Source organism: Campylobacter ornithocola (assembly GCF_013201605.1).
GTDB lineage: Bacteria > Campylobacterota > Campylobacteria > Campylobacterales > Campylobacteraceae > Campylobacter_D > Campylobacter_D ornithocola.
Window position 1 is genome coordinate 1,316,267 of record NZ_CP053848.1, and the last position, 17,861, is coordinate 1,334,127.

General features: G+C 29.9%; 17 protein-coding genes and 1 tRNA gene. 17 read left to right on the forward strand and 1 reads right to left on the reverse strand.

Annotated features, from left to right (window positions below; genetic code table 11):
* Position 1: 1 nt before the first annotated feature.
* From pglB to CORN_RS06770, 15 genes are all read left to right on the forward strand, one after another.
* Entirely contained in the window at positions 2-2,140 is a 2,139-nt protein-coding gene (gene pglB / locus CORN_RS06700) for an undecaprenyl-diphosphooligosaccharide--protein glycotransferase (protein WP_066008521.1), read from the forward strand.
* Positions 2,137-3,264: a N,N'-diacetylbacillosaminyl-diphospho-undecaprenol alpha-1,3-N-acetylgalactosaminyltransferase gene (gene pglA, locus CORN_RS06705; RefSeq protein ID WP_066008522.1), complete on the forward strand. Its 1,128-nt coding sequence runs from the start codon at positions 2,137-2,139 to the stop codon at positions 3,262-3,264. Before pglB ends, pglA begins: the two co-directional genes overlap by 4 nt.
* Positions 3,257-3,859 (forward strand): undecaprenyl phosphate N,N'-diacetylbacillosamine 1-phosphate transferase, encoded by a 603-nt coding sequence (gene pglC / locus CORN_RS06710; protein ID WP_066008523.1) that lies wholly within the window; start codon positions 3,257-3,259, stop codon positions 3,857-3,859. The genes pglA and pglC overlap by 8 nt, the downstream gene beginning before the upstream one ends.
* Positions 3,846-4,442 carry a UDP-N-acetylbacillosamine N-acetyltransferase gene (pglD, locus tag CORN_RS06715; protein WP_066008524.1) on the forward strand — a complete coding sequence of 199 codons (597 nt, stop codon included), beginning with the start codon at positions 3,846-3,848 and terminating at the stop codon, positions 4,440-4,442. The genes pglC and pglD overlap by 14 nt, the downstream gene beginning before the upstream one ends.
* Positions 4,439-5,599: a UDP-N-acetylbacillosamine transaminase gene (gene pglE / locus CORN_RS06720; protein WP_066008525.1), complete on the forward strand. Its 1,161-nt coding sequence runs from the start codon at positions 4,439-4,441 to the stop codon at positions 5,597-5,599. The genes pglD and pglE overlap by 4 nt, the downstream gene beginning before the upstream one ends.
* A 1-nt stretch (position 5,600) precedes the next feature.
* A complete protein-coding gene (pglF, locus tag CORN_RS06725; RefSeq protein WP_066008526.1) occupies positions 5,601-7,364 on the forward strand; it encodes a UDP-N-acetylglucosamine 4,6-dehydratase (configuration-retaining) in 1,764 nt (587 codons plus the stop codon).
* Between the two features lie 110 nt (positions 7,365-7,474).
* Positions 7,475-7,852 (forward strand): chemotaxis response regulator CheY, encoded by a 378-nt coding sequence (locus tag CORN_RS06730; protein WP_066008527.1) that lies wholly within the window; start codon positions 7,475-7,477, stop codon positions 7,850-7,852.
* A gap of 12 nt (positions 7,853-7,864) precedes the next feature.
* A complete protein-coding gene (locus tag CORN_RS06735; protein ID WP_066008528.1) occupies positions 7,865-8,701 on the forward strand; it encodes a 50S ribosomal protein L11 methyltransferase in 837 nt (278 codons plus the stop codon).
* Positions 8,701-10,623, forward strand: coding sequence for an ATP-dependent zinc metalloprotease FtsH (gene ftsH / locus CORN_RS06740; protein WP_066008542.1), 1,923 nt, complete (start codon positions 8,701-8,703; stop codon positions 10,621-10,623). Before CORN_RS06735 ends, ftsH begins: the two co-directional genes overlap by 1 nt.
* On the forward strand, positions 10,623-11,240 hold the full coding sequence (locus tag CORN_RS06745; RefSeq protein ID WP_066008529.1) for a phosphatidylserine decarboxylase: 618 nt from the start codon (positions 10,623-10,625) through the stop codon (positions 11,238-11,240). Before ftsH ends, CORN_RS06745 begins: the two co-directional genes overlap by 1 nt.
* On the forward strand, positions 11,237-11,947 hold the full coding sequence (gene pssA, locus CORN_RS06750; RefSeq protein WP_066008530.1) for a CDP-diacylglycerol--serine O-phosphatidyltransferase: 711 nt from the start codon (positions 11,237-11,239) through the stop codon (positions 11,945-11,947). The genes CORN_RS06745 and pssA overlap by 4 nt, the downstream gene beginning before the upstream one ends.
* Before the next feature lie 62 nt (positions 11,948-12,009).
* Complete coding sequence (locus tag CORN_RS06755; RefSeq protein ID WP_066008531.1) at positions 12,010-12,564, forward strand: hypothetical protein; 555 nt, start codon at positions 12,010-12,012, stop codon at positions 12,562-12,564.
* A 49-nt stretch (positions 12,565-12,613) separates the two neighbouring features.
* A tRNA-Ser gene (locus CORN_RS06760) sits at positions 12,614-12,703 on the forward strand.
* Positions 12,704-12,804: 101 nt separating this feature from the next.
* Positions 12,805-14,274, forward strand: coding sequence for a Y-family DNA polymerase (locus CORN_RS06765; RefSeq protein ID WP_066008532.1), 1,470 nt, complete (start codon positions 12,805-12,807; stop codon positions 14,272-14,274).
* A complete protein-coding gene (locus CORN_RS06770) occupies positions 14,267-14,461 on the forward strand; it encodes a hypothetical protein (protein WP_066008533.1) in 195 nt (64 codons plus the stop codon). The genes CORN_RS06765 and CORN_RS06770 overlap by 8 nt, the downstream gene beginning before the upstream one ends.
* 18 nt (positions 14,462-14,479) lie before the next feature.
* Here the strand turns inward: CORN_RS06770 and ciaB are convergent, their stop codons facing one another.
* Entirely contained in the window at positions 14,480-16,315 is a 1,836-nt protein-coding gene (gene ciaB, locus CORN_RS06775) for an invasion protein CiaB (protein WP_066008534.1), read from the reverse strand.
* A 64-nt stretch (positions 16,316-16,379) separates the two neighbouring features.
* Between ciaB and CORN_RS06780 the strand changes: the two genes are divergently transcribed.
* Both CORN_RS06780 and CORN_RS06785 read left to right on the forward strand, forming a co-directional pair.
* A complete protein-coding gene (locus tag CORN_RS06780) occupies positions 16,380-16,784 on the forward strand; it encodes an acyl-CoA thioesterase (protein WP_044599200.1) in 405 nt (134 codons plus the stop codon).
* Between the two features lie 64 nt (positions 16,785-16,848).
* The gene (locus tag CORN_RS06785; protein WP_066008535.1) at positions 16,849-17,778 is read left to right on the forward strand and encodes a ribose-phosphate pyrophosphokinase; all 930 of its coding nucleotides are present in this window, start codon (positions 16,849-16,851) and stop codon (positions 17,776-17,778) included.
* Positions 17,779-17,861: the final 83 nt, after the last annotated feature.

Here is a 17,861-nt window from a genome sequence, read left to right on the forward strand (position 1 = left end):
AATGAAACTGCAACAAAATTTTACTGATAATAATTCTATAAAATATACTTGTATTTTAATCCTTATAGCTTTTGCTTTTAGTGTTTTGTGTAGATTATACTGGGTAGCCTGGGCAAGTGAGTTTTATGAGTTTTTCTTTAATGATCAACTCATGATTACAACTAATGATGGCTATGCTTTTGCAGAAGGTGCAAGAGATATGATAGCAGGTTTTCATCAACCTAATGACTTATCTTATTTTGGAAGCTCACTTTCTACTTTGACTTATTGGCTTTATAGCATTTTGCCTTTTAGCTTTGAAAGTATTATTTTATATATGAGTACTTTTTTTGCTTCTTTGATTGTTGTGCCTATTATATTAATCGCAAGAGAGTATAAACTCACCACCTATGGCTTTATAGCAGCCTTACTTGGAAGCATTGCAAATAGTTATTATAACCGTACTATGAGTGGGTATTATGACACAGATATGCTAGTGTTAGTTTTACCGATGCTAATTTTACTTAGCTTTATAAGACTAACTATCAAAAAAGATATTTTCACCTTGCTTTTAAGTCCTATTTTTATTATGATTTATCTATGGTGGTATCCATCAAGTTATTCTTTAAATTTTGCCATGATAGGGCTTTTTGGTCTTTATACTTTAGTATTTCATAGAAAAGAAAAGATTTTTTATCTAGCTATTGCTTTGATGATTATAGCTTTAAGTATGCTAGCATGGCAATATAAACTTGCTTTGATTGTATTGTTATTTGCCATTTTTGCCTTTAAGGAAGAAAAAATTAATTTTTACATGATTTGGACTTTGATTTTTGTTAGCATTTTAATTTTACATTTAAGCGGTGGCTTGGATCCTGTTTTATACCAACTTAAATTTTATGTTTTTAAAGCTTCTGATGTACAAAATTTAAAAGATGCTGCCTTTATATATTTTAATGTCAATGAAACCATTATGGAAGTAAATACCATTGACCCTGAAGTATTTATGCAAAGAATTAGCTCTAGTGTTTTAACGTTTATTCTTTCTTTAATAGGTTTTATTCTACTTTGCAAAGATCATAAAAGCATGCTTTTAGCCTTACCTATGCTTGCATTAGGTTTTATGGCCTTAAGAGCTGGACTTAGATTTACCATTTATGCAGTACCTGTAATGGCTTTAGGTTTTGGATACTTTTTATATGCATTTTTTAATTTTTTAGAAAAAAAACAAATAAAACTTAGTCTAAGAAATAAGAATATCCTACTAATATTCATTGCCTTTTTTAGTATAAGCCCTGCTTTAATGCACATTTATTATTATAAATCTTCCACTGTTTTTACTTCTTATGAGGCTAGTATTTTAAATGATTTAAAAACAAAAGCTCAAAGAGAAGATTATGTTGTTACTTGGTGGGATTATGGCTATCCAATACGCTATTATAGTGATGTAAAAACCTTAATTGATGGTGGAAAACACTTGGGAAAAGATAACTTCTTCTCATCTTTTGTCTTAAGCAAAGAACAAATTCCAGCAGCTAACATGGCAAGACTTAGTGTTGAATACACGGAAAAATCTTTTAAAGAAAATTATCCTGATGTTTTAAAAGCCATGGTTAAAGACTATAATCAAACAAGTGCTAAAGATTTTTTAAAAAGCTTAAATGATAAAGATTTTAAATTTAATACCAACAAAACAAGAAATGTGTACATTTATATGCCTTATAGAATGTTGCGCATCATGCCTGTGGTAGCTCAATTTGCAAATACAAATCCTGACAATGGAGAACAAGAAAAAAGTTTATTTTTCTCTCAAGCTAATGCCATAGCTCAAGATAAAACTACAGGTTCGGTTATGCTTGATAATGGAGTAGAAATTATTAATGATTTTAGAGCTTTAAAAGTAGAAGGCGCAAGCATACCTTTGAAAGCTTTTGTAGATATAGAATCAATCACTAATGGTAAATTTTATTATAATGAAATTGATTCAAAGGCTCAAATTTATTTGCTCTTTTTAAGAGAATACAAAAGCTTTGTGATTTTAGATGAAAGTCTTTATAATAGTGCTTATATACAAATGTTTTTATTAAATCAATACAATCAAGATTTATTTGAACAAATCACTAATGATGCAAGAGCAAAAATTTATAGGCTAAAAAGATGAAAATAGGAATTTTAACCCATAGTGCAATGAGTGTTTATTATTTTCGTCTTGCACTCGTTAGGGCTTTAGAAAAAAACAATCATGAAGTTATAATCATCACTCCAAAAGATGATTTTGCTATTAAATTACAAGAGCTAGGTTATAAGGTTTGCTTTTATGATTTAGCTAGATCAAGCGTTAATCCTTTGGTTGTTTTTAAAAATCTACTTAGCCTAAAAAACACACTTAAAAATTTAAATTTAGATCTTTTACAAACAAGTGCACACAAAAGCAATACAACAGGTATTATAGCAGCTAAAATGGCGGGCATTAAATACACTTTTGGCTTAGTCGAGGGCTTAGGAAGTTTTTATATAGATGACGATTTTAAAAGCAAATTAGTAAGAATGAGCATTAATTTACTTTATAAAATTTCTTTTAAACTTGCCAATGGCTTTATTTTTGTCAATGAAAGCAATGCTTTATTTATGAAAAATTTAGGCTTAAAAGAAGAAAAAATCAAAATCATCAAATCCGTAGGGCTAAATTTAAAACAATTTTTACCTTTAAAAATTAGCACAGAAGAAAAACAAGCCTTTTTAAAAGAGCATAATATGCCTGATAAACCCATTATTTTAATGATTTCAAGAGCACTTTGGCATAAAGGTATTAAAGAATTTTATGAAGCAAGTCAAATTTTAAAAGATAGGGCAAATTTTGTTTTAGTAGGTGGAGTTGATAATAATAAATCTTGTGCTCCACTTGATTTTTTAAACTCAAGTGATGTTTTCTATCTTGGCGCAAGAAGTGATATTGCACATTTATTAAATTTATGCGATGTTTTTGTTTTACCAAGTTACAAAGAAGGTTATCCAAGAACGGTTTTAGAGGCACAAGCTTGTAAAAAAGCATGTGTGGTAAGTGATGCTGAAGGTTGCATTGAAGCAGTGGATAATGCTATAGATGGTTTAATTTGCAAAAGCAAAGATAGTAAGGATTTAGCTGAAAAAATCACAGTTTTACTAGAAGATGAAAAACTAAAAAATACTTTAGCACAAAATGCTTTTCTTAGAGCACAAAATTATGATGAGGATATCATAGCTTTGAAATATCTTGAATTTTATAGGGGTTTTACAAATGTATAAAAATAGTTTAAAGCGCGTTTTTGACTTTTTTTTGGCTTTGATTTTATTAGTTACTTTTTTACCCTTTATAATACTTATTGGTATTGTTTTAAAAATCGTACAAGGAAATGTACTTTTTAAGCAAGCAAGACCTGGGTTAAATGAAAAAATTTTTTACATTTATAAATTTAAAACCATGAGTGATGAAACAGATGAAAATGGAGAATTACTTCCTGATGAATTACGCTTAAAACCTTTTGGTAAGCTAATTAGAAGTTTAAGTTTAGATGAATTACCACAACTTTTTAATGTACTCAAAGGTGATATGAGCTTCATAGGTCCAAGACCTTTACTTGTAGAGTATTTACCCTTATACAATCAAGAACAAAAAAAACGCCATAATGTAAGACCAGGTATTACAGGCTGGGCGCAAATTAATGGAAGAAATGCTATTTCTTGGGAGCAAAAATTTAAATATGATGTAGAATATGTGCAAAATTGTTCTTTTTTGTTTGATCTTAAAATCTTTTTCATGACCATTGTTAAAGTCTTAAAAAGAAGCGGGGTCAATAAAGAAGGAGTTGCCACAACGGATAAATTCAATGGACACAACTAAAAGTATTTATATATATGGCTCTAGCGGGCATGGCTTAGTCTGTGCTGATATGGCTAGAAATTTAGGATATAAAAAAATCATTTTTCTAGATGATCATAAAGGCTTAAAATATCATTCAAATTTAGAAAAACACGATATGTTTATTGCCATTGGTGCAAACTCTATTAGAGAAAAACTTTTCAAAAAAACAAAAGAAGATGGATTTAGATTAGTAAATTTGATACATAAAAGTGCTATTATTAGTCCAAGTGCTTTTTTAGATGATGAGGGTATATTAATCATGCCAAATGTAGTAATTAATGCTAAAGCAAGCATTGCAAAAGGTGTGATTTTAAATACCGCTTGTGTGATTGAGCATGAGTGTTTTGTAGATGAGTTTAGTCATATTAGCGTTGGGGCTAAACTAACTGGAAATGTAAAAATAGGAAAGCGTTGTTTTTTAGGAGTTAATTCAAGCGTTATTCCTTGTATGAGTTTAAATGATGATATAACTTTGGGTGCAGGAGCAGTTGTAGTTAAAAACTTAACTTCTAAAGGCATTTATGTTGGAATTCCTGCTAAAAAAATAAAGGAGGCAAAATGAGATTTTTTTTATCAGCACCACATATGAGTGGAAAAGAACTAGAATATATACACAAAGCTTTTGAAAGTAACTACATAGCACCTTTAGGTGAGTTTGTTAATGCACTAGAACAAAGCATAAAAGATTATACAAAAAGCTCTAATGCTCTTGCTTTAAATGCAGCAACTGCAGCCATTCATCTAGCTTTAAGAGTTTTAGGCATCAAAGAAGGTGATGTGGTGTTAGCTTCAAGTTTTACTTTTATAGCTTCAGTAGCACCAATTTCTTATATGAATGCTACGCCTGTATTTATTGATTGTGATGAGACTTATAATTTAGATGTAAATTTACTAAAAAAGGCTATTAAAGAAAGTCCTAAAAAGCCAAAAGCTCTCATTTTAACACACCTTTATGGTAATGCTTCTAAAATGGATGAGATTGTCCAAATTTGCAAAGAAAATGAAATTTTTTTAATCGAAGATGCTGCTGAAGCTTTGGGAAGTTTTTATAAAAATAAAGCTTTGGGTACTTTTGGTGATTTTGGAGTATATTCTTTTAATGGCAATAAAATCATCACAACAGGTGGTGGTGGTATGCTTGTAAGTGAAAATCATGCTAATCTTGAAAAAGCAAGATTTTATAGCACTCAAGCTAGAGAAAATTGTCTTCATTATGAGCATAAAGAATATGGCTATAATTATAGAATGAGTAATATCTTAGGTGCAATTGGCACTGCTCAAATGGAAGTTTTAGAAGAAAGAGTAAGCAAGAAGCGTGAAATTTATAGTTGGTATAAAGAATTTTTAAATGGAACTTTTACTTTTTTAGATGAGCTTGAAAATACTAGATCAAATCGTTGGTTAAGTACTGCTTTACTTGATTTTGATTCAAGCAAACTTAATACTTATGAAAAACATTGTATTTGTGAAAATAAAAATGTTCAAATTCGAGATAAAATTTTAAAAATCATACAAGTTTTAAAAGATAATAAAATCGAAAGTCGTCCACTTTGGAAACCTATGCATTTACAAGAACTTTATAAGGGTTGCAATGCTTACTTAAATGGCAATAGCGAGTTTTTCTTTAGTAATGGAATTTGTCTTCCAAGTGCAACAACTATGAGCAAAGCTGATGTAGAAGAAGTTTCTATTTTAATCTTAAACACCTTAAAGGACTAAGATGGATTATAAAAGCAAACGTCTAGGTTTTTTCCTAGGTGCTGATATTTTACTTTTTGTTATAAGTATTTATTTATCTTTTTCCTTACGCTTTAGCGCAGATATTCCAAGTGAATTTTATGAAGGTATGTTTAAAAGTGCTGTGATTTTGATTTTACTTAAAATCATTTTTCTAGCTTTTTTTAGAATTTATCAAGTTGCTTGGAGGTTTTTTTCACTTAATGAAGCACGTAAACTAGTCATTGCTTTGGCTTTAGCTGAGCTTGTATTTTTGGTAATTTATTATTTTTATGATGATTTTTTCAATCCTTTTCCAAGAAGCGTTATAGGTATAGACTTTGTTCTATCTTGTATGCTAATTGGAAGTTTGCGCATTAGCAAAAGAATGATTGTTGATTTTAGAAAGCCAAAATACAACGAGGAACACCCTTGTATAGTAGTTGGTGCCACTTCAAAGGCTTTGCATTTATTAAAAGGAGCCAAAGAAGGAAGTTTAGGTCTTTTTCCTGTAGCTGTGGTAGATGAGCGTAAAAATTTAATAGGTACTTACTGTGATAAATTTATAGTTGAAGAAAAAGAAGCTATTAGAAAATATACCGCTGAAGGTATTCATACTGCTATTATTGCTTTAAAACTCGAACAAGAAGAATTAAAAAAACTTTTTGATGAATTAATTGCTTATGGTGTTAATGATATAAAACTTTTTTCTTTTACACAAAATGAAGCAAGAGATATAAGTATTGAAGATTTACTAGCTCGTAAACCAAAAGACTTAGACAATGCTTGCGTGATTGATTTTATCAAAGATAAAGTAGTTTTAGTTAGCGGAGCTGGCGGAACTATAGGAAGTGAACTTTGCAAACAGTGTATTAAATTTGGTGTAAAACACTTAATTATGCTTGATCATAGCGAGTATAATTTATATAAAATCAATGAAGAGTTAAGCTTGCATAAAGAAAAAATTGAACCTATTATGATGAGCATATTAAACAAAGAAGCTTTAGAAAGACTTTTACAAGAAAAAAACATAGATTTGATTTTACATGCTGCAGCTTATAAACACGTACCTTTATGTGAACAAAATCCACATTCAGCTATTTTAAATAACGTCATAGGTACTAAAAATTTAATCGATCTTGCAAAAACCTATAAAGTTGCCAAATTCGTTATGATAAGCACAGATAAAGCCGTAAGACCAACTAATATCATGGGTTGTACAAAAAGAATTTGTGAACTTTATGCATTAAGCTCAAGTTGTAAAAATTTTGAAGTAGCCTGTGTACGTTTTGGCAATGTTTTAGGATCAAGTGGAAGTGTTATACCTAAATTCAAAGCTCAAATTGCAGCCAATGAACCACTTACCCTGACCCATCCTGATATAGTACGTTATTTTATGTTAGTAGACGAAGCTGTACAACTTGTTTTGCAAGCTGCTGCTATTGCAAAAGGTGGAGAATTATTTGTGCTTGATATGGGTGAGCCTGTAAAAATTATGGATTTAGCTAAAAAAATGCTTTTACTTTCTAATAAAAAATTAGAAATCAAAATTACCGGACTTAGAAAAGGTGAAAAACTCTATGAAGAACTTTTAATCCACAAAGATGACTTAAAAACTCAATACGAAAGTATTTTTGTCACCACTAGTGAGATTAAAAATTTAAAAATTTTAAATCAAGAGATAGAGAAATTACTCCAAAGCAAAGATCCTGTAAAAGTTTTAAAGGAAATTGTACCTGAGTTTAATCATAATAAAAATGGAGAATAATTAAATTCTAATTTTATTTTAAAATGGTATAATATATACTTTAATTGATTAATAAAAATAAAAACGATACAATTACATTTATGTAATTACATCAAAATAAAGGAAAAAAAGTGAAGTTATTAGTAGTTGATGATAGTTCTACCATGAGAAGAATAATCAAAAATACTCTTGTGAGATTAGGTCATAAAGATGTTTTAGAAGCCGAACATGGAGTTGAGGCTTGGGACTTACTTTCACAAAATGATGATATTAAAATTTTAATTACTGACTGGAATATGCCTGAAATGAATGGTTTGGAACTAGTAAAAAAAGTAAGAGCGGAAGAAAAATACACTGATATGCCTATTATCATGGTAACTACAGAAGGTGGTAAGGCAGAAGTTATCACGGCTTTAAAAGCGGGTGTAAACAACTATATTGTAAAGCCTTTTACACCTCAAGTATTAAAAGAAAAACTTGAAGATGTTTTAGGAACAAACGAAGGTTGATTATAAGTTTTTATGCAAACATATTATTACGAACTTTTTTTTCAAACAGACAAGGAATATTTAGATTTATTCCTTGATCTTATTTTTTCTCTAGATATAGATGCCATAGAAGAAAAAGACAATGGTATTTACATACGCTCAGAAGAAGACTTAGAACTCATTCAAACAGCCTTACTAAATTTTCATCAAAAATTATGTGAAAATTTAAATACTCATATTCATTTTCATTCTACTTTAGAAAAAAAAGAAAATAAAAATTGGATAGAAGAATATAAAAAAGGAATACAAGCTTTAACCATTGGCAATATCCATATACACACTACTTGGCAAGAAGCTAAACAAGACAAAATCAATATTATTATAGATCCTGCCTTAGCTTTTGGTTCGGGACATCACGAAAGTACTTATACTTGTATAGAATTTTTACAAAAATATGCAGATAGTTCCAAATTTTGCTTAGATGTAGGTTGTGGAAGTGGAATTTTAAGCATCATCATGGCAAAACTTGGAGCCAAAGTGCAAGCTTGTGATACTGATGAATTAGCTATACTTGCAAGCAAAGAAAATGCGAAATTAAATCAAGTTTCATTTGATGATATTTGGGTAGGTTCTATTAATAAAAGCTTACATAAATATGATATAGTTGTAGCAAATATCATTGCTGATATTTTAATCATACTAGAGAAAGATCTTAAAGATAAAACTAAAAAAGGTGGGATTTTGATCTTATCTGGTATCTTAAATAAATATGAAGAAAGAATTAAAGATAAATTCAAAGATCTAACTTTGTTAGAATGTAAATACAAAGGAGAATGGTTGAGTTTAGCTTACAAAAAGGAAACAAAATAATGAATAAAAAACCAAACGATTCAAAAGATAATTCAAATAATAATGGCTTTTTCAATAAAAACCCCATTTTTATTTTTGCTATTTTTGCTATCGTGATGATTCTTTTATTTAAAGGATTTTCTGATGATGGTAGCATGGGCATTATGGGTGGGGAAAACACTAAAAAAGTTACTTATTCTGAATTAAAAACTTTAATTGAAAATAATCAAATTGCTCAAGTTAATATAGGTCAAACCACTATAAAAGCTGTATCTAAAGCAGGAAATATGGTATACCTTACTAAAAAAGTTCCAAATGATGCTACTTTTGTACCTTTACTTGATTCAAAAGGTGTTTCTTATGGTGCATTTAATGAAAGTAATTGGTTTATAGACATCTTACTTTCTTGGGTTTTACCGGTATTTATTTTCTTTGGCATATGGATGTTTTTAGCTTCTCGCATGCAAAAAAATATGGGCGGATCTATACTTGGTATAGGAAGTTCTAAAAAACTTGTAAATTCAGAAAAACCAAAGGTTAAATTTAATGATGTTGCAGGTGTTGAGGAGGCAAAAGAAGAAGTTAAAGAAATTGTTGATTTTTTAAAATATCCTGAAAGATACATCAATCTTGGGGCAAAAATTCCAAAAGGACTTTTGCTTGTAGGCCCTCCAGGTACAGGTAAAACTTTACTTGCAAAAGCAGTAGCAGGCGAAGCTGATGTGCCATTTTTTAGCGTATCAGGTTCGTCTTTTATAGAAATGTTTGTGGGCGTTGGAGCTAGTAGAGTTAGAGATTTGTTTGAAAATGCCAAAAAAGAAGCTCCAGCTATTGTATTTATTGATGAAATTGATGCTATAGGTAAATCACGTGCAGCAAGTGGTATGATGGGTGGTAATGATGAAAGAGAGCAAACCCTAAATCAACTTTTAGCTGAAATGGATGGTTTTGGTACCGAAAGCTCACCGGTAATTGTTCTAGCAGCAACAAATCGTCCCGAAGTACTTGATGCAGCATTACTTAGACCAGGACGTTTTGATAGACAAGTTTTAGTAGATAAACCTGATTTTAAAGGTAGATGCGATATTTTAAAAGTTCATATGAAAGATGTTAAAATTTCACCTGAAGTAAAAGTAGAAGATATCGCAAGATTAACAGCAGGACTTGCAGGTGCTGATTTAGCAAATATCATTAACGAAGCGGCCTTACTTGCAGGTAGAGATTCTAAAAAACATGTGGAACAAAAAGACTTAGTTGAAGCGGTAGAAAGAGCTATAGCGGGACTTGAGAAAAAATCGCGTAGAATTAATGACAAAGAGAAAAAAATCGTAACTTACCATGAATGTGGTCATGCTTTAATAGCTGAAACCACAAAAGGTGCTAAAAAAGTAAGTAAAGTTTCTGTTATACCACGCGGTTTAGCGGCTTTAGGATATACACTTAACACTCCTGAAGAAAATAAATTTTTAATGCAAAAACACGAGCTTTTAGCCGAAGTTGATGTACTTTTAGGTGGACGTGCTGCTGAAGAAATTTTCATTAAAGAAATTTCAACAGGTGCAAGCAATGACCTTGAACGAGCAACCGATATCATTAAAGCTATGATTTCTATGTATGGTATGAGTGAAATAGCTGGTTTAATGGTACTTGAAAAACAAAGGAATACTTTCTTGAGTGGAGGGCAAACCATCAAAGATTATTCTGATAAAATGGCACAAGATTTAGATGAATATGTAAAGAAAACTCTAGATGAACGCTATGCAGGCGTAAAAGAAATTTTAAAAACTTATAGTGGCGCTATAGAAGTAATGGTGCAAGCACTTTATGAAGAAGAAACCATTGATGGTACTAAAGTGAGAGAGATTATTAAAAATTATGAAGAAGAAAATAATCTTCCAACACGCTTAGAAGAAAAAGAGCAAGAAGCTACTAAGGAAAACTAATGAAAACAAATTTTATTACAAAAACTGGTTGGAATTTACTCATACTTCTAGCTATAGTTTTTGTAATAGCTCAACTTATATGGGGATTTTCTTGGCTTTTATGGTGTATTTTTATACTTTTTGTCTATCTTTTTAGGGTTAGTAAAATTAATTACATAGCAGATCCAAATACTATTGTGGCACCTATAGAAGGAAAAATAAAATGCATTAAAACAAGCTCATATAGAGAGCTTGGCGAATGCATAGAAGTACAAATTATTAATAATATTTTCTCTCAAGGAAATATTATAGCTCCACTTGATATGGATATAGAAGAAACTAGAGTAAGACATGGACTTTTTTTATGTCCATTTATGAAAAATACAAATTTAATGAGTGAAAGAATGTTATTTTTAGCTCGCTCTAAAGGTAAACAATGGGCTTTACGTATAATTTTTGGAGCTTTAAATAGAAAAGCTCATATTGATGATTTTGGTCATCATTTAAACCATGGGCAAAGTATAGGTTTTATGTTTGATGGTAGTGTAAGTTTATTACTTCCAAAAGATACTAGAATTTGTATAAATGAAAATGATAAAGTACGTATTGGTGCATTGATAGGATATTTAAATCCATGAATTTTAAACTAATTTATATTTTACCAAATCTTTTTACTGCTGCTTCCATATTTTTAGGAATCATTTCAGTAATAGCTTCTATTAATCAAAACTTTGATAGGGCATTGATTTATATCATTTTATCATTAATCTGTGATGGCTTAGATGGTCGTGTAGCAAGAGCTACAAATTCTACCTCCAAATTTGGAGTTGAATTTGATTCTTTAGCCGATATAATAGCTTTTGGTGTTGCACCTGCTATGCTTTTTTATATGAGTATAGGTTATGAATATGGTCGTTTTGGTTCATTAATAGCAGGCTTATTTGTAGTTTTTGGAGCTATACGTTTAGCAAGATTTAATATCACCACAGGAACTTATGAACCTTCAGTTTTTATAGGATTACCTATACCAACGGCTGCAGTTGTAAGTGCTCTATGGGTAAGTGCTTATTTATATTATGATTTTTTACATGATTTTTCTTTAGTGATAGTGTGTATTCAAATACTTTTAGCTTTTTTAATGGTAAGCAATATAAGATACCCGAGTTTTAAAAAAATCGATCTAAAACGTGCAAATGTTTTGAAAGTACTTATTCTTTTGGTAATTTTATTTTCTATGCTTTATTTATATTTTTTAGAAAGTGCATTGATTGTTGCTAGCTTATATGTACTTTATGGAATTATACGTAGTTTTTTTACTCTAGCACGTAAATTTAAAAAAGACTAATTTTACTTTCACTTCATTTTTTAACAATATACTTTTTATTATTTTCAAAAAGGAGTTAAAAAATGAATAAAAACAAATTATTCAGACAAATTCATATTTATATTAGTTTGTTTTTTTTACCATTAGCATTTTTATATGCAATTACTGGTTTTGCTTATATAGCAGGCTTTGATGGAGAAAGTGGAGCCAAAATTCAAAGCTATAAAATTCAAGCTGTTATTCAAGAAGGTGCTGAAACTGACTTTTTAATTGATTTTTTAAAGAAAAATAATTTAAAACTTCCTTCATCTTTAGAACCAAAACTTAATAAAGAAGGCAATGGCATAGAGCTTGGTACTATAAACTATACATCAAGTATCATCAAAATAGATAAAAATAATTACGAAATTATTACAAAAGATAGAAGCTTACTAGGAAATATGATTTTACTTCATAAAGACAAAGGAATGTGGTATTTTTCTGTGCTTGGTTTGGCCTTTGCACTTGCTATGGTAATACTTTATGTTTCAGGACTTTTAATTACAATTATAGCTATACGTAAAGACAGAGGCAAACAAATAGCTGTTTTAAGTGCTGGTTTTATTATAACTTTAATCATAGCTTATCTTAGTGTATAAATTTAAGGTATATCTTATAAATAATAAGATATACTTTCCCTTCTAATATGGACAGATGGGTGAGTGGCTGAAACCACACCCCTGCTAAGGGTGCAGATCTTAACGGGTCTCGAGGGTTCAAATCCCTCTCTGTCCGCCACTTTTATAAAAATTTATTTTCTTTCAATCTAATTTATCAATTTTTATTGATATAATTACATATCAAGTTTGATTAATTTTTAAGGTAAGTTAATTGATGCTATGCAAATTTATGCTTCTATTGATTTAAAATCTTTTTATGCTTCAGCTGAATGTATTTTAAGAAATTTAGATCCTTTAACAACAAATCTTATTGTAGCAGATGAGTTAAGAACAGACAAAACCATTATACTGGCAGTTTCCCCCGCATTAAAAGTTTACAATATACCTAGTAGATTAAGACTTTTTGAGTTTAAACAAAAAATTCACTCAATCAACCAAGAAAGATTAAAACAAACTCAAAAACACCACTTCAAGGCCAAAAGTTTTAATACATTAGAACTTGAAAATGATTTAAATTTAGAATTAGATTACATCATCGCTAAGCCTAGAATGGCTACTTATATAGAATTTAGTACAAAAATATATAGCATTTATTTAAAGTATTTTGACGCTAAAGATATCCACATATATTCTATTGACGAAGTTTTTATTGATCTTAGTTCTTATCTTGAAAAATATAAACTTTCAGCTTATGAGTTGCTTACTAAAATCTTGCTTGATGTTTTACACACAAGTAAAATCACCGCAACAGCTGGTATAGGTACAAATTTATATTTAGCTAAAATTGCCATGGATATACTTGCTAAAAGACAAAAAGTAGATGAAAATGGTTTGCTTATAGCCTTTTTAGATGAAAAATTATATAGATATAAATTATGGCAACACAAGCCTTTAAAAGATTTTTGGCGTATAGGTAAAGGTATTGCCTTAAAACTTGCAAATTTAAACATTCACACTATGGGAGATCTTGCAAGATTTTCTTTAAAACACGAAGCTTTACTTTATAAACACTTTGGTATTAATGCTGAACTTTTAATTGATCATGCATGGGGTATTGAAACTTGCACGATGAAAGATATTAAAAACTACAAATCACAAAATCATTCTAAAGTCATGGCCAAGGTTTTACCTTTTGCATACGATAATAATCAAGCAATAAAAGTTTTAAAAGAACTTGTCGATCATTTAGTACTTGAACTTATACAAAATAACCTTAAAACAAACCATATCACGCTAGATATACAATATGATAAAAGCAATTTAGAAAATTCAAACCTTTTAGCTTCTTATAAAGGAGCTATTACTAAAGATAATTATGGAAGAATCATACCTAAAAATGCTCATGGAAGTATGAATTTAGAAAATTTCACTCATTCTTTAAAAATCATCAATAAAAAATCCTTGGAGCTTTTTTACAAAATCAGCAATAAAAACTTAAGCGTTAGAAAAATTAGCCTAAGTTTAAATAATATCACAGATAAACCACAAGAAAATTATCAAGAATTAAATTTATTTAGTGATTTTAATGCAATTTTACAAGAAAAAAATCAACTTGCAAAAGAAGAAAAACTCCAAAAAGCAAGACTTCAAATCATGCAAAAATTTGGCAAAAAGGCTATTTTAAAAGCCTCGAGTTTAGATAATGAAACCAAAGAAATTGCTTCTTTAATAGGAGGTCATAATGCGTGATGATTATAAAGATATAATAGATATAAAATATCAAAAATCAAAACAATTCCCACCAATGTCAAGAGAAAAAAGAGCAGCACAATTTGCTCCATTTTCAGTGTTAAATGGTTTTAGTAAAGCTATTTTAAAAACACAAAAAGATATGGAAAAAGAATTAGAAAATAGTAAATATCAAGAAGAAAGTTAAATTCTTCTTGATTAAATTTTATTTTGCATTAGAGTATTTTTCAAACTCTCCGCTTTCATCGATTTCATTACCATAAAGCTTGTGTAATTCATAGTAGTATTTTACAAATTCCTTACACTCCTCATCAAGTGGTAAAAACACCTCATCTTCTAAAACACAAAACTCATCTAAATAATTTTTAGCATCTTCTTTTAGCATATAATGTCTTGCTAGCTTATAATAATTTTGCATAAACACAGCCTTAAAGGCCTCATAAGCTTCCTCATCAAATTTAATGTTTAATTTCTCATTTGTAAAAGATAGTACCCCTGATTTAAACAATAAAGACAAATGAATCAAACCTTCGGTATAATAAGGCTTAACCTCCTCTACTCTTTGCCAAGCGATCAAACCTATAGCTCTTTTAATAAGCTCATAAAATACAGGAAGTTTTAAATCATCTTCTTCATGTAAAAAGAAATTCACAAGCCCACCTGCAGTAGCTTTAAACTCTTCTATATTTTTAAACACACCACTTTCATTCATTTTCTTTTCGCTATCATTTGCCACAAAGAAAATATGCCCAAACTCATGGCCTATGGTTGAAACTTCATAAATTCTTTTCCATAATTTTTCATTATAAAATAAAATTTCTCTACCATAATCTAAAAATTCTTTTTCAAACACCATAGAAGAAAGTTTCATAAAAGGTTTAGTTTTTGCATTTTCATAAACATAATTTAAAAAAGCAAAGATCTTTTTACCTGCCATATTGCTTACATATTCATCATTTGGCACTACTTGAGCAGAAAAAAGCCCTTTAAGCTCTGCCCCATAAAAAATCATAGGCATACAAATATAAAGCTGTGTTTTTTCAAGATTAAAATTTACCTCATCAAACAAAGCTTCATCTTCTTCATCTAAATTTGCATACACCATTGCAAAGCTTTCTTTGATTTTATCCTTAAACTCACTCCCATTAAAATCGCTCACATCTTCTAAACGTATATCCCATTCAAGTGCCACAGCATGCGTATAAGAGTCTTCATAGTATTCCAAAGGGTGACCAATTTGCAATGGACATTTTACTTTCATCCATGCAAGTTCTGCCTCTTGCCATTTTTTAACTACTTCATTATTATCTTTTTCGCAAAAAGCAAATTTTAATTTTTCTATATAATCAATATAAGCATTTTTTTCATCATCTAGTGCACAATTTCTTAGTTTTTCTAAAAGTTTATCAAACTCATATTCAAGCTTTAAAACTTCATTTTCAAAGGCCTTTGCATAAGGTAAAAATCTCCAAAGAGTTCCTATTTTCACTAAAGCCCCATAACTTCTTTCACAAATTTCACCATCTTGATTAAGCTGATAAAGCTCATTTTGCTTTAAAAACTCCAATGCATCACTTAAATTTGGAAATTGTTCTTTTAAGATTTTATTATTTGTATCTAAAATTTGTTTACTCCAAACAAATTCAAAAGAATTCATCACTACGCCTATATTATGCACACCTTGAACCAAAGCCAAATAAAACTCATCAAGTAAATTTTTACTTTTTATCTCATCGATTAAATCTTGATGTTCTACTTCATAAAAGGCTCTTACTAAAGAAAAAACTTTATATTTTATTTGGGAAATTTCATCTTCATTCAAACCTTTTTTCTCAAGTTCTTGGACTAAATTTTCCTCTTTTAAATCCACCAAACGACGCAACATTGCCAAAACATTGCTTTTCTCATTTTCAAGGTTAGCTAGTTCTAAAGCCCTATCTATCAAAGGATGACTTTGATTAGTTTGAAGTATATTGTAAAGACTATTGATATTTTGTTTCCTATTTTTCACAATTTTTGCTATTTGCTTAAAATCATTCATTTTTTACCTTTCTTTATTTTTAAAACTTAATTATAATGTTTTTTTTAAAACACAAGGAGAATGTATGAAAGATATGGGAGAACCTAAGCTAAGAGTTATAGCTATGCCAAGCAATACAAACCCTGCTGGTAATATCTTTGGTGGTTGGATCATGTCACAAATTGATCTAGCCGGAGCCATTGCCGCAAGAGAACTCTCTCCACAAAGAGTTGTTACGGTTGCGGTAGATAAAATCATTTTTAAAGAACCTATTTTCGTAGGAGATTTAGTATCTTGCTATGCAAAAATCATCAAAGCAGGCAATACTTCTATAACCGTAGAAGTAGAAGTAGTTACTCAAAGAGCTAATGAATATGGTCGTGTGTATTGTATGCATGTAACTTCAGCTATAGTAACTTATGTAAGCGTAGATAAAGATGGAAATAAATTTCCTATTGATGCAGATTTAAAAAGATTACACGGCTTTTGATATGTTTTATTGTATTTTTAAAAAACTTTTTATATCATCACAAAAAACTTTCTAAGGCTTATATATGCGTGGATATAAAATATTTTCTGGTTCAGCAAATGAAGAATTTGCTAAAAAAATCTCAAAATACCTTTCATTACCTCTAAGCAATGCAGGTGTAAAGCGTTTTAGTGATGGTGAAATTAGCATTCAAATAGATGAGAGTGTGCGCGGTAAAGATGTGTTTATCATTCAAAGTACTTGTGCTCCAACTAATGACAATCTCATGGAACTTTTAATCATGACTGATGCTTTGCGTCGCTCAAGTGCAAGCTCTATCACTGCTATTATCCCTTATTTTGGCTATGCTAGACAAGATAGAAAAGCAAGCCCCAGAGTACCAATTACAGCAAAATTAGTAGCAAATCTTATAGAATCAGCAGGAGTAGATAGAGTAGCTACCATAGACTTACATGCTGGACAAATTCAAGGCTTTTTTGATATACCTGTGGATAATCTTTATGGAAGTATTATTTTTAATGATTATATCAAAAATAAAAACTATAAAAATCCTATCATTGCAAGTCCTGACATAGGTGGTATTGCAAGAGCTAGAAGCGTAGCAAAAGCTTTAGGACTTGATATAGTTATAGTAGATAAAAGACGCGAAAAGGCCAATGAAAGCGAAGTAATGAATGTCATCGGTGATGTAAAAGATAAAGAAGTGATTTTAGTAGATGATATCATCGATACAGCAGGAACCATAGTAAAAGCCGCTGAAGTATTTAAAAGCAAAGGTGCAAAGTCTGTTATAGCTTGCTGTACTCACCCTGTGCTTAGTGGTGTAGCTTATGAAAGGATAGCTAAAGACGTATTAGATGAGCTAGTAGTAACTGACACCATACCTTTAAAACAACAAATGGATAAAATCAAAGTCCTAAGCGTAGCACCTATTTTTGGTGAGGTAATACGTAGGGTTTATCACAATGAAAGTGTGAATTCTTTATTTGTATAATAGTTTTTATGGTTAATCCCATAAAAACTTTATTTTTCTTAGCTTCCTCTAATTTTCTCCGCTTTTAAGAGCAATTTTTATAT